This is a genomic window from Bradyrhizobium sp. DOA1 (assembly GCF_001593325.1).
Taxonomy (GTDB): domain Bacteria; phylum Pseudomonadota; class Alphaproteobacteria; order Rhizobiales; family Xanthobacteraceae; genus Bradyrhizobium.
Map to the genome: position 1 here is coordinate 3,888,213 of NZ_JXJM01000001.1, position 12,301 is coordinate 3,900,513.

Annotated in this window: 14 protein-coding genes; 5 read left to right on the forward strand and 9 right to left on the reverse strand. The window is 63.9% G+C overall.

The genetic code is table 11. The features are described 5' to 3' along the window. Positions 1–87 precede the first annotated feature (87 nt). Positions 88–1,572: an aldehyde dehydrogenase family protein gene (locus tag SE91_RS18565; RefSeq protein ID WP_061851190.1), complete on the reverse strand. Its 1,485-nt coding sequence runs from the start codon at positions 1,570–1,572 to the stop codon at positions 88–90. Between the two features lie 114 nt (positions 1,573–1,686). On the opposite strand from SE91_RS18565, the gene SE91_RS18570 reads away from it, so the two are divergent. Further along, positions 1,687–2,769 carry a substrate-binding domain-containing protein gene (locus tag SE91_RS18570; protein WP_061848610.1) on the forward strand — a complete coding sequence of 361 codons (1,083 nt, stop codon included), beginning with the start codon at positions 1,687–1,689 and terminating at the stop codon, positions 2,767–2,769. A gap of 60 nt (positions 2,770–2,829) precedes the next feature. On the opposite strand, the gene SE91_RS18575 is transcribed toward SE91_RS18570, so the two are convergent. The 4 genes from SE91_RS18575 to SE91_RS18590 are packed head-to-tail and all read right to left on the reverse strand — an operon-like array spanning position 2,830 to position 4,918. After that, entirely contained in the window at positions 2,830–3,420 is a 591-nt protein-coding gene (locus tag SE91_RS18575) for a TIGR00645 family protein (protein ID WP_008552864.1), read from the reverse strand. Positions 3,421–3,447: 27 nt separating this feature from the next. After that, positions 3,448–4,089 (reverse strand): TerC family protein, encoded by a 642-nt coding sequence (locus tag SE91_RS18580; RefSeq protein ID WP_061848611.1) that lies wholly within the window; start codon positions 4,087–4,089, stop codon positions 3,448–3,450. Beyond that, positions 4,086–4,448: a hypothetical protein gene (locus SE91_RS18585; protein WP_060735737.1), complete on the reverse strand. Its 363-nt coding sequence runs from the start codon at positions 4,446–4,448 to the stop codon at positions 4,086–4,088. The genes SE91_RS18580 and SE91_RS18585 overlap by 4 nt, the downstream gene beginning before the upstream one ends. A gap of 2 nt (positions 4,449–4,450) precedes the next feature. After that, complete coding sequence (locus tag SE91_RS18590; RefSeq protein WP_061848612.1) at positions 4,451–4,918, reverse strand: TerB family tellurite resistance protein; 468 nt, start codon at positions 4,916–4,918, stop codon at positions 4,451–4,453. Between the two features lie 475 nt (positions 4,919–5,393). Here SE91_RS18590 and SE91_RS18595 point away from each other — a divergent pair, with 475 nt between their 5' ends. From SE91_RS18595 to SE91_RS18605, 3 genes are read left to right on the forward strand one after another with little or no spacing between them, the layout of a single operon-like run. Then, a complete protein-coding gene (locus SE91_RS18595) occupies positions 5,394–6,221 on the forward strand; it encodes a class II glutamine amidotransferase (RefSeq protein ID WP_061848613.1) in 828 nt (275 codons plus the stop codon). Between the two features lie 19 nt (positions 6,222–6,240). After that, positions 6,241–7,467, forward strand: a complete 1,227-nt coding sequence (locus tag SE91_RS18600; protein ID WP_061848614.1) for a carboxylate-amine ligase — start codon at positions 6,241–6,243, stop codon at positions 7,465–7,467. A 60-nt stretch (positions 7,468–7,527) separates the two neighbouring features. Beyond that, positions 7,528–7,713 carry a hypothetical protein gene (locus SE91_RS18605; protein WP_061848615.1) on the forward strand — a complete coding sequence of 62 codons (186 nt, stop codon included), beginning with the start codon at positions 7,528–7,530 and terminating at the stop codon, positions 7,711–7,713. A 19-nt stretch (positions 7,714–7,732) separates the two neighbouring features. Here the strand turns inward: SE91_RS18605 and SE91_RS18610 are convergent, their stop codons facing one another. After that, positions 7,733–8,041 (reverse strand): hypothetical protein, encoded by a 309-nt coding sequence (locus SE91_RS18610; RefSeq protein WP_061851191.1) that lies wholly within the window; start codon positions 8,039–8,041, stop codon positions 7,733–7,735. 375 nt (positions 8,042–8,416) lie between these two features. On the opposite strand from SE91_RS18610, the gene SE91_RS18615 reads away from it, so the two are divergent. Beyond that, positions 8,417–9,556 carry a hypothetical protein gene (locus SE91_RS18615; protein ID WP_061848616.1) on the forward strand — a complete coding sequence of 380 codons (1,140 nt, stop codon included), beginning with the start codon at positions 8,417–8,419 and terminating at the stop codon, positions 9,554–9,556. A 9-nt stretch (positions 9,557–9,565) separates the two neighbouring features. On the opposite strand, the gene gor is transcribed toward SE91_RS18615, so the two are convergent. Genes gor through rpiA form a run of 3 tightly spaced genes read right to left on the reverse strand, consistent with a single transcriptional unit; the run spans position 9,566 to position 12,271 of the window. Then, positions 9,566–10,954, reverse strand: coding sequence for a glutathione-disulfide reductase (gene gor, locus SE91_RS18620; protein ID WP_008552898.1), 1,389 nt, complete (start codon positions 10,952–10,954; stop codon positions 9,566–9,568). 46 nt (positions 10,955–11,000) lie between these two features. Continuing rightward, the gene (locus tag SE91_RS18625) at positions 11,001–11,543 is read right to left on the reverse strand and encodes a DUF2059 domain-containing protein (protein WP_008552900.1); all 543 of its coding nucleotides are present in this window, start codon (positions 11,541–11,543) and stop codon (positions 11,001–11,003) included. Then, a complete protein-coding gene (rpiA, locus tag SE91_RS18630) occupies positions 11,540–12,271 on the reverse strand; it encodes a ribose-5-phosphate isomerase RpiA (RefSeq protein WP_061848617.1) in 732 nt (243 codons plus the stop codon). Before rpiA ends, SE91_RS18625 begins: the two co-directional genes overlap by 4 nt. Positions 12,272–12,301 lie beyond the last annotated feature (30 nt).

Genomic DNA, 12,301 nt, shown 5'->3' on the forward strand with positions numbered 1-12,301 from the left:
GATTGCAGACAATTTTATCGATCTCAAAAAGAGAGCCCGCCTGACGGGACGATCAGGCGGGCTCCAGGATTGGCCGCTCGGGAGGTATCAGACGGCCAGGTTCATCCAGACGGTTTTGGGCTCGGTGAAATTGTCGATGGCGGCGGTACCGTGCTCGCGGCCGAGGCCGGAGTCGCGCTCGCCGCCCCAAGGCAGCCGCACGTCGGTATAGCCATAAGTGTTCATCCAGACCGTGCCCGCGCGCGCCCGCTTGGCAAAACGCTGCAGCTTGCCGATGTCGCGGCTCCAGACGCCGGCAGCGAGGCTGTAGGCCGTGCCGTTCGCGATCCCAAGCGCGTCGGCCTCGTCCTTGAACTTGATGACGCTGACGACAGGCCCGAAGATCTCCTCCTGCGAGATCCGCATCTCGTGCGCGATGCCGGCGAACACCGCGGGGCTGATGAAATAGCCGCGCTCCCCGACGCGCGTCCCGCCGGTGACGAGGCTCGCCCCCTCGTTCCGGCCGATGTCGACATAATCAAGGATCGACTTCATCTGCTTCTCGGAGATCACAGGGCCGAGCGCGGTCTTGCGGTCGAGCGGATCGCCGATCCGAAGCGATTTCGCACGTGCTGCGAGCCGCTCGACGACCTCGTCATAGGCCTTCTCCTGCACGAGCACGCGGGAGCCGGCCGAGCAGACCTGGCCGGCGTTGAAGAAGATGCCGGAAGCCGCCGCCTTGCTTGCGGCTTCAAGATCGGCATCGTCGAAAATGACATTGGCCGACTTGCCGCCGAGCTCGAGCGAGACGCGTTTGAAATTGCCGGCTGCGCCCTTCATGATTCCACGCCCCACCCCGGGCGAGCCGGTGAAGGTGACCTTGTCGACGTCGGGATGATTGACCAGCGCATCGCCGACGACGCGGCCCGGACCGGTGACGACGTTGAAGACGCCCGCCGGCAGGCCGGCCTCCAAGGCCAGCTCCGCGATGCGCAGTGCCGACAGCGAGGTCAGCTCGGCCGGCTTCATCACCACGGTGCAGCCGCAGGCCAGCGCCGGCGCCAGCTTCCACATGCCGATCATCAGCGGGAAATTCCACGGCACGATCGCCGCGACCACGCCGACGGGCTCGCGCACGGTATAGGTCAGGGCATCGTCGCGCACCGGCACGACGTCGCCGCTGATCTTGTCGGCCCAGCCGGCGTAGTAGATCAGCGTGTCCACCGCGGCGGGAAAGTCCTGGCGCATCGTCGCCGAGATCGGCTTGCCCGCATCGATCGATTCGAGCTCGATGATTTCGTCCGCATGTGCCTTCAGCAGCTCGGCCCAGCGCAGCAGGATCTGGCCGCGCTCGGAGGCACGCATCGTACGCCAGGGGCCTTCGAACGCCCGGCGCGCGGCGGCGACCGCATGCTCGACGTCGGCCTCGCCGCCCTCAGCAATGGTGGCGATGATCTGTCCGGTGGCGGGATTGAGGGATTTGAAGGTGCGGCCGGAGCTGGCAGGGATGCGACGGCCGTCGATGAGCAAATGCTGCGGCCGGGCCATGAACTCGGTCGCCGGCGACTGCGCGAAGTCATATGCAACAGACATCATATTTCTCCTGTTCTGGTATGCCAGACTAGGCGCTCAGTGACCGGAGTAAATATGATATGGTTTGCAAATGGACACCCCCACATATGAAGTGGAATTCATAAAGGCAGGCCAATGCTTCAGATCGAGATCGAAGCCGTCTGGCGGTTTCGCCGCGAGGGCAGCCCGCGCACCGCCGTCATCATGCTCGGCGTGCTCAACGAGATCCGGAAGACCGGGAAGATCACGAGCGCCGCGAGCGATGCCCATCTCTCCTATCGCCACGTCTGGAATCTGATCGAGCAATGGTCGGAGTTCTTTGGCGCGCCGCTGGTCGAGACCCAACGCGGCAGGGGCTCCAAGCTCACGCCATTCGGCGAACGGCTGGTGTGGGCCGGCGAGCGCATGCAGGCACGGCTCGGGCCGCAGCTCGAAAACCTCGCGCAGGAGCTGGCCAGCGAGATCAAGCCGTTCCTCGAACAACGTCCGTCCGTGATCCGCGTGCACGCGAGCCACGGCTTTGCGGTGGCCAAGCTGCGCGAATTCCTCGACCGTGAGTCCGGCATCGGCGTCGACCTGCGCTATGTCAGCAACCAGCATTCCCTGGTCTCGCTGGCGCAGGGCGCATGCGACCTCTCCGGCCTGCATCTGCCGCACGGCGCGCTGCGGGCCCAGGGCATCAAGGCCGCGCGCGAATGGCTCGATCCGCGCGAGGATCGCATCATCAGCTTTGTGACGCGCGAGATGGGCCTGATGGTCGCGCGCGGCAACCCGCTGCGGATCGCCTCGCTGAACGACCTTACAAATCCCAAGGTCCGCTTCGTCAACCGCGACCATGATTCCGGCACGCGGCTTCTGTTCGATCAATTGCTCGCCGCGCACGGCATCGACGAGAGCAGGATCAACGGCGCACAGCAGATCGAGTTCACCCACGCGGCGGTCGCCGCCTATGTCGCCAGCGGGATGGCGGATGCAAGCTTCGGCGTCGAGGCCGCGGCGCGGCATTTCGGCCTCGACTTCATCCGCATCCTGACCGAGGATTATTTCTTCGTCTGCAAGCGCGCGTTCCTGGATACCGAGCCGATGCAGCGCATCCTCGAGATCATCCGCAGCGCCGATTTCCGCGCGGCGATCGCGACACTCCCCGGTTATGTGCCCTCCGACACCGGCAGCGTGACCGGCGTGAAGGCGTTTCTGGAGATGCACGCCGTGCGGTGACGCCGCGTAATGCGCTCACCTTGGGCGCAATACCGTCAACCAACCGCCCTGGAGAAGAACTCAGCCGTGGGTGGCGCCCTTGCGATGGCCGCCGCCATCGCTGCTGAGACGGTCGACCCAGGCAATGCCGATCGCCGAGACGATGAAGGCGAGGTGGATCAGCACCTGCCACATCACGCCGCTCTCGGTGAAATTGCTGCGCGTCGTGCCGAGATTGCCCGCCTCGATGAAGGTCCTGAGCAGCGAGATCGAGGAGATGCCGATGATTGCCATCGCCAACTTGATCTTGAGCACGCTGGCATTGACGTGGCTCAGCCATTCCGGCTCGTCGGGATGGCCGGTCAGGTTCAGCCTGGAAACGAAGGTCTCATAGCCGCCGACGATCACCATCACCAAGAGGTTCGAGATCATGACGACGTCGATCAGCCCGAGCACGACCAGCATGATCTGCTGCTCGGTGGCATCGAACGAGTGCAGGACCAGGTGCCAGAGCTCCTTGAGGAACAGCAACACGTAAACGCCCTGCGCGATGATCAGGCCGACATAGAGCGGCACTTGCAGCCATCGCGAGCCGAAAATGAGCTGGGCGAACGGACCGATCTGCGGCCGAGGTGCGGCGTCCGCCGAAGGCGCTTTGGTTTCAGACCTCATCGATGACTCCGGATTGCGGTAGACGCCTCAGAGACTCGCAATGACCGGTGCAAGTTCCAGCGTGCCCCGATAGATCATCTCACACGCGACGTAAAGGATGATGGCGAGGCCGACATAGGCAACCCAGCGCTGCTTCTGCAGCAAGCGGCCAAGCAGGTCCGCGGCGACTCCCATCAGGCCAACCGACAAGAGCAGGCCGAAGGCCAGGATGTAAGGATGCTCCCGCGCGGCACCCGCGACCGCGAGCACGTTGTCGAGCGACATCGACACGTCGGCGGCGACGATCTGCACCGCGGCCTGAGCGAAGGTCTTTTGCTGCACCGGCGCGGCACCGGCGTTGCCAGTTTCGAGTGCAAGTTCGTTCGCATGAGCATGTGCGGACTGCTCGCGCAGCTCTCGCCACATCTTCCAGCACACCCAGAGCAGCAACACACCGCCGGCAAGCAGGAGGCCGATCACTTGCAAAAGCTGCGTTGCGACGCCGGCGAAGGCGATGCGGAGTACAGTGGCCGCAGCGATGCCGACGATGATGGCGCGGCGGCGCTGCTCGGGCGGTAGACCAGCAGCAGCAAGGCCGATGACGACGGCATTGTCGCCGGCGAGCACGAGATCGATAAGGATGACCTGAAGCAGCGCGCTCAGCGCCTCGGCAGTGATGAATTCAGTCATGATTGACCATCTTTAGATGTGGACGGATCGAGCCAATGCGGTTTCTTCCGCTCGACCCAGTCCAGGACCTTCGAGCGCGAGGAGCGCAGCGCTGGCACGTCCTCGGCAAGCAGCGCGAGTCCGAGCGGCAGCATCCAGACGCCGAGAATGGGCAGGAAGGAAAGCACACCGCCGGCAATGAGCAGCGTGCCCGAGGGAATCCGGACCCAGCGGTTCGAGGGTTTGAGCAGATAAGTGACGGTGTCGGCCACACGCGGCGGCAACCGGTCGACAAGCTTTTCGAGGCGCGGGTCGCCGCCGGCCATCTGACCGAGACCGCCCTCCGCTCCCGTCTTGCGCTCGTCCGAAGTTGTCACCATGCTCATTCCTTGACCCCGGTATAATGTGCCACGGGCTTTTCACTCGGCGCGACCGGCTTTGCGCGGGGCAGCGCAAGCGTCAGCAGCCGCAAAAGCTTGATGGCCTGGACCTCATGGGGATGCACGTCCTCGTCTGCCGCGGCGACGCGCTCCGACAATTCCATCAAATGGGCTGACAGGGGCATGTTCGAGACCGGCCGGAGCGTGTCGATCACGACGTTGGCAAAATCCGGCTCCTCGAGTCGTTCAGCGAGTGCATCGAACATCGCAAGCAGCCGATCGTCCTCGATATGAGGCGCCAAGTCGCGGTCCCGAATGAAGCGCATCACCTCGTCGCGCTCGACCGGTGAAACGCGTCGGTCGGCCACGGCGACCAGCGCGCCGGCAATGACCAGCGCCGCCGCAGCCTGCTCGTTCAGGGTGGACGGATCAGCGATTTCGATCGGACTGGGATGCTTGGTGTCGTGCATCGTTGCTCCCTAACTTTGCGAAATGACCGCACGGGGCAGCGATGGAGCGACTGGTCGGAGAGAACGAAGAGGGCCCGACGGTCGGCCGATCCATCGCATTCGCGCGGGACTGGTCATCCGACATCACGAGGTTTACCGAAATTGTCGGTGTCCTCGCCAGAGGGGCCCGGATTCTTGTTCCGCCCAGAAATAAAGATCACCCTGTCGGAATCAAGTCGATATGACTGCGACCAGCCGCCGCATCGGTTCCCCCTCGTTGCAGTAAGCAGCCGGATTCGCACGTCACGGTTCCAAACCTTACCTCGGTAACGGAACGCCCCATGCAGCCCGGCCGTTCCACCGCCGTCAGTTCGCGCGTGCGGTCGTCGCCCTGGCAGTTGACGCAGATGGCCGAAAGTGTCGAAGAGCTGCGGCCGGGAACCATCGAACAGGCCGATCAGTTACTGCACGTCAGGCATCTCCCACAGGATTCCTCATGTGCCGCTGGATCGCATATCGGGGCGAGACCACGTCCTTTGAGCCTTACGTCACCGAGCCCGAGCATTCGCTGATCGCGCAGAGCATCCGCTCGCTTCAGTCGACGGCCGGATCGAACGGCGACGGCTTCGGTCTCGGCTGGTACGGCGAGCATCCGGAACCTGGCCTGTATCGCGAGACGCGCCCGGCGTGGTCGGATGAGAATCTGCGCTACCTTTGCCGGCATCTGCGCTCGCATCTGTTCTTCGCGCATGTGCGCGCGGCCACCGGCACGGCGGTGACGCGGCAGAATTGCCATCCCTTCGCCTGCGGCCAGTGGATGTTCATGCACAATGGATTCGTCGGCAGCTGGAATCGGCTGCGTCGCAAGGTCGAGGCGCTGATTCCGGATGCCTATTACCCGTCGCGGCTGGGCACGACCGACTCGGAGGCGGTGTTTCTCGCCATGATGGGCGCCGGCCTGGACAAAGATCCGCTCGGCGCGACGCAGCGCGTGCTGCAGGCCCTTGTCGGTCTCGTCAACGAGGGCCAGCTCCGCGAACGGCTGCGCTTCACCAGCGCGATCGCCAACGGACATGATCTCTACGCCTTCCGGGTCGCGGTCAACGACGCCGCGAACACGCTGTATTTCCGCGAGGACGGCGACCAGGTCGTGGTGGTGTCCGAGCCGTTCGACAAGGAGGAAGACTGGGCAGAGGTGCCGCCCAACCACGCCTTGATCGCGCGCGCCTCCGAAAGCGTGAAGATTGTTCCGTTCGACGTGACAATTTGCAGTAGCGCCGAGACGGAACCCGCTCCGGCCAGACGGATTAGTGCCCGCAGGTAACCTTTTGCCGGGTGGGGCCATGACATTTGCTTCAGACGTTTTGAAATTGCTGCGGCTGGATTCGTCCGACGACAGGCAGCACCTCGTCATCCGCTCCGCCGGCGGCCGCGGCAAGGCCGCGGAATATTCCTTCGGCATCGAGGAGGAGTACTTCCTCGCCGATCGCCGCAGCCTGGAAGTCGCGATCAAGACTCCCGACGAGCTGTTCGAATCGGCGAACTGGTCGACTGGCGGCCAGGCGATGCGGGAGATGCTGCAATCCCAGCTCGAAGTCGCCACAAACATCCACGTCGACGTCAACGACGCACGCGAAGAGCTCCGTTTTCTTCGCCGCGAGGTCGCCAACGTCGCCGCGCAATACGGCTTCGTCATCATGGCCTGCGGCACGCATCCGACCGCGGTCTGGCGCATGTCGCAGCCGAGCCCGAAGCCGCGCTACGAGGAGATGATCGAGGATCTGCGCAGCATCGGCCACCGCAACATGATGTGCGGCATGCACGTGCACGTCCAGCTGCCGGATCCCGAGAAGCGCATGGCGGTGATGCGGGCGATGCTGCCGCATTTGCCGCTGTTCATCGCGCTCTCCGCCTCCTCCCCGTTCTGGAATTCGCACAAGACCGGGCTGAAAGGCTACCGGCTCGCCGCCTATTCCGAGCTGCCCCGCACCGGTCTGCCCGAACTGTTCGAAGGCAGGCAGGATTACGACGAATATGTCGGCGCGTTGCAGCGCTCCGGCGTGATACCGGACGAGAGCCACATCTGGTGGGCGATGCGGCCCTCGATGCGGCACCCGACCCTCGAGCTTCGTGCGCCCGATACCTGCACATTCGTCGATGACGCCGTGGCAATTGCCTCGCTCTACCGCTGCCTGACCCGGCATCTTTACCTCCGACCTCATCTGTCGAAGGAGGTCACCGCGGTCGAACGCGCGATTGCGGTGGAAAACAAATGGCGCGCGCAGCGCTACGGCACCGACTGCATCTTCGCCTCAAAGGACGGCCCGGTCACGATCTCGGAGCTGCTGTCCCGCGTGATCGGCGACATCGCCGAAGACGCAACCGCGCTGAATTGCACAAGAGAGGTCGAGCACTGCCGGACCATCGTGGAACGCGGCAGCTCCGCGGAATTCCAGCTTCGCGCCTATCGCGACAACGGCGACGACATCGCGGCCGTGTCACGCTGGATTGCGACGTCCACGACGTCAGGAACGAGCGCTCCGGTCGCAAGCGTCGCTGCCTCGTCATAACGCTCAGGCAACCTCTGGGAGCGACATGTCGTTCCGGATTCGGCTCTCGCGGAGAAACACATGAATCACGTCACGTCCTGCTCCGGCTGCGGCCACGGACTTGTCCCGATCCTCTCGGCCAAAGGCAACACGGAGCCAAGCTGCCTCTGGTGCGAAGGTATCGACGCGCGAACGACGGACATCGCGAAGTGGGCCGACAGTCCGGTCGGCAAGCCTGAACGGGCTGCTCGCCAATTGTTCGAATAAAGCGGTCGCCCTGCTCCGGTCAGGCCGTCGCCGCCACGCGTTGCGCCAAGACATTGCGGGACTGCAGGAGACGATCGACCGTTGGTTTTCGCGGCGGCCGGCGCCGGGGAATATAGAGACAGGTGACGAGGATCGGCTCGTCATCACCGAGCTCTATCCGTTCCCTGGCGAGCAGGCTCATGACCGAGCGCATCTTGAGGATTTCCTCGGCGACGAAAGTGCAATCCTCGCCCCGATTGACCTGCTCGCGCATGATGGTTTCGGCCTCGAGCATGCTGACTCGAAGCGCCCTGATGGTTCTGCGAATTTCGTTGATGCGGTTGTCCATAGCTGCCTCCATCTCGGTTGCAACATAAGAACAAAACATGAACAATCTGTCAATCGCCCTACCCGGGTCACGATATTATTGCCGAGCCCAAGAGGGGCCATCGCGCCGACCCCAGCAACACCGCTGCACGCGGCCTGATGAGACTTGCTGACAAATTGGACAGGTCTCGTCGCTGCCTTGAAAGGAGGAGCCCTCGCGCGGCGTCTCACGATCAGAACGAGACGTCGATCTAACGTCCCGTGCAACCACCGGATTTCTTCCCGCACCGGTGCGTCCGCATCACGATGCCGGGGCCACTTGCAGCTTCGCAAAGCAACTGGCCCAATATTCGCAATGACGTTGTCAGCGAAGCAACGGGGCAGAGCGGAGAACGTCATGAACGTGCATGCTGCGGGCGATCTCAAGACGACCGGCCTAACCCATCCGAACGGCGCACCGCTCCGCCTCAACACGCAGGACTTCGTCGCCATCGACCGCGATCGGAATGCGAAGTTCGAGGCGACCTATCGTCCGCAAGCGCTCTACAATCGCGCCAACGAAGGCTTTCACGCCAACAATGAGACCTTCCTCCTGCACGAAGTCGCGACCAATCTGCCGATCTACCGCCCCGACACCGGACCCACCGACTTCCATCTGCATCTTCCGCCCGGCGGCTTCCAGCTCGTGCTGGTCACCTCCGGCGCCTTCACCTTCGATTATGACGGGCGCTTCTACAATGTCGGCCCGGGCGCGGTGATGCTGCAGAGCGCGATCGTTCACCGCCAGCTGTTCTACACCTGGTCTGGCCTGTCGACTGAAGAGAATTTGAGGACGCCGCAGACCGTGGTGCCTGATCCGATCTCAATGGGCTATTCCGGCAAATTTCTCGAGGCCTTCATCACCGACCCCACCACCTTTCCGAATCCGACCATCGTCGGTCCCGACCAGATCAACGAAGCCGAAACGCCGCGTGTGGCCTGGAGTCACAAGCTGCACAACCGGCCGGCCGATGCCGGCTTCTGGCTGCAGGATCCACTGGCGCTGGATGCGCTATTCAGACCGCTCACAGACGGTTCAGTTAAGTCCGCCACGCCGGTGTACTTGCGCGATATCGGCATCGAGGTGCCAAGTGGTCATCTCGTCACCGGCCATATCATCGCGACCGATCCGCACGGCCAGTCGCTGCTGCCGAAGAGCATGTCGGTCGCCGCGGACGCGAGCTGCTTTGCCAAGGGCGAGGTCGTGATCTACCGCGTCATTCGCGGCACGGCCGAGTTCAGGAAAAAGGCCGGCGAGAGCTTTGAACTCTCCGCCGGCGATGTGGTGACTGCGGGCAAGGATGCGATCAGCCTCGTCGGCATCAGCGAAAACACCCAGGTTCTCCGGCTCGGCCTGCTCAAGGGGATGAACGAGCTTCGCAGCTGGACGCCGACGCAGCGTGACGAGATCGACGGCCTCGCCGGCCAGATCATAACGCAAAAGGATATCCGCCCGCTGCGCACCGAAGGCAGGCCGGTTGGATATCTCTATGGCTAGACGCTGAGCCTACTCCGCCGCCTGCCGCACGTGGCGGGCGGTCGGCGTGCGCATGGTGACCAGCTCTTCGGCCGCGGTCGGATGCAGCGCGATCGTGGCGTCGAAATCAGCCTTGGTCGCCTTCATCTTCACCGCGATCGCCACGGCTTGCGTGATCTCGGCGGCGGCATCGCCGACGATGTGGCAGCCGAGCACGCGATCGGTCGCCCCGTCGACGACGAGCTTCATCAGCACGCGGGTGTCGCGGCCGGACATCGTCGCCTTGATGGGGCGGAAGGTCGTCTTGTAGATGTCGACGTGGCTGAACTGCGCGCGCGCCTCGGTCTCGGTGAGACCAACGGTGCCGACCTCCGGCTGCGAGAACACCGCGGTCGGAATGTTGGCGTGATCGACCGTGACCTCGCGCTTGCCGAACACGGTGTCGGCGAAGGCATGGCCCTCGCGGATCGCAACCGGCGTCAGGTTGAAACGATGGGTGACGTCGCCGATCGCGTAGATGCTGTCGACCGAGCTCTTCGAGAAATGGTCGACCGCGATGCCGCCATTCTTCGGGTTGATGGCGACGCCGGCCTTCTCGAGGCCGAGATTGGCCACCGCCGGATGGCGGCCGATCGCGAACATCACCTGGTCGGAGGCGAGGCTCGATCCGTTCGACAGATGCGTGGTGAAGTCCTCGCCGTGGCGATCGACCTTCGTCACCGTGCAGCCGGTGAGGATGGTGATGCCCTGCTTCTCCATCTCGGCGCGGACGTGAGCGCGAACGTCCTCGTCGAAACCGCGCAGGATGTTGTCGCCGCGATAGATCACGGTGACGTCGGAGCCGAAGCCGGCAAAGATGCCGGCAAATTCCAGCGCGATATAGCCGCCGCCCTGAATCACGATCCGCCTCGGCAGCTTCTTGAGATGAAACGCCTCGTTGGAGGAGATCACGTGCTCGATGCCGGGAATCGAAGCGCCGTGGTTCGGCGCGCCGCCGGTGGCGATCAGGATGTATTTCGCGGTGATCTTCCGGTCGTTCTCGAGCAGGCGGACGGTGTGCTTGTCCTCGATCACCGCCCGACTCTTGACGATCTCTGCGCCCGACTTCTCGACATTGGCGGTGTAGGCCGCCTCCAGCCGCGCGATCTCCTTGTCCTTGTTGGCGATCAGTGTCGCCCAGTCGAAGCTCATGGAGGGGATGGTCCAGCCGAAGCCGGCGGCGTCCTCGATCTCGTGACGGACATGAGAGCCGATCACGAACAGCTTCTTCGGCACGCAGCCGCGGATCACGCAGGTGCCGCCCATGCGGTACTCTTCCGCGATCATCACGCGCGCGCCATGGCCGGCCGCGATGCGAGCGGCCCGCACGCCGCCCGAGCCGCCACCGATGACGAAGAGGTCGACGTCGAATTCAGCCATTGTCCACTCCGACCTCTTTCAAGAACGACCTTTCAGATAGGTGCGCTCAGATCTCCTTGCCACGCTTGCGCATCTCGGCGCGGAAGGCCCCCATCACGGTCTCGGAGAAGTTCTGGGCCCAGGAATTCATGAAAGCCATGCTGAGCCCGATGGCGCGGGGCTCGGCGTCGATCAGCTTCTTGCCGAGCGGCGACTTGTAGAAGGTGACGAGGTCCTTCAGCTCCTGCTCGGTGAACTCGCTGGCATAGATCTGCGCCATGCCCTCGCCGATCTCGTTCTGGCGGCCGTTGAGCTGCTGCGCCACGACCTGCGCGACCTCGTTGAGGTCCTTCTGGTAGTTGAGATTTTGCTGGATCAGCGCGATCTTGGTCTTCTCGACGAGGCCGGGCACGGCGCCGGTATACATCGCGGTCGCGTTCTTGATCTGCAAGATCTCCCTGGCCGCCGCAATCGCCGCGGGCGAGGCCTTCGGCTGGGCCGGTGCTGCAGGGGCCTTGGCGGCCGGCTGTTGCGCCATCGCCGTACCGGCCGAAAGCGCCAGCCCCACAGCGAGGGCCGTCACCGGCAAGAATCTCAACACGCTCTTCATTCCTGGTCTCCTTTCGGCTTGCGCCGTTCAATCACGCGAATTCCCTCGCCGCCCGCCAGAACGGCCGAGCTGGCCAAGCCGATGAACAAGCCATGCTCGACCACGCCGGGGATGGCGCTCAACGCCTTGGCGAGAGCGGGTGGATCGACAATACGACCGAGCTGGGCATCGACGATCCAGTGGCCGCCATCGGTGACGAAAACGTGGCCGTCCTTGTCCCCGCCCTTGGCCTTGCGGACCGCCATTTGCCCGGAAACGCCGCATGCGGCAAATGCCTTCTCGATCGCGCGGCGCGTCGCGCCCAGCCCGAACGGGATGACCTCGACCGGCAGCGGAAACTTGCCGAGCGTCGGCACCCATTTGCTGTCGTCGGCAATCACGATCATCCGATCCGAGGCCGCCGCCACGATCTTCTCGCGCAGCAGTGCGCCGCCGCCGCCCTTAATCAGATTGAGATCCGGATCGATCTCGTCGGCACCGTCCACGGTGATGTCGAGATGGTCGATCTCGTCCAGCGTGGTCAGCGGCACGCCGCAGCGCTCCGCATCCGCGCGCGTCGCTTCCGAGGTCGGCACGCCAATCACCTTGAGTCCGGCGGCGACGCGCTCGCCGAGCAGCTCGACGAAATGTTTCGCGGTCGAGCCGGTGCCGAGCCCGAGCTGCATGCCGTCACGCACCTCCTCGAGCGCGCGCGCCGCAGCCTGCCGCTTCAACTGGTCCATGTTCAAATCTGCGCCCGCCTCTGCCTCTGGATCGAG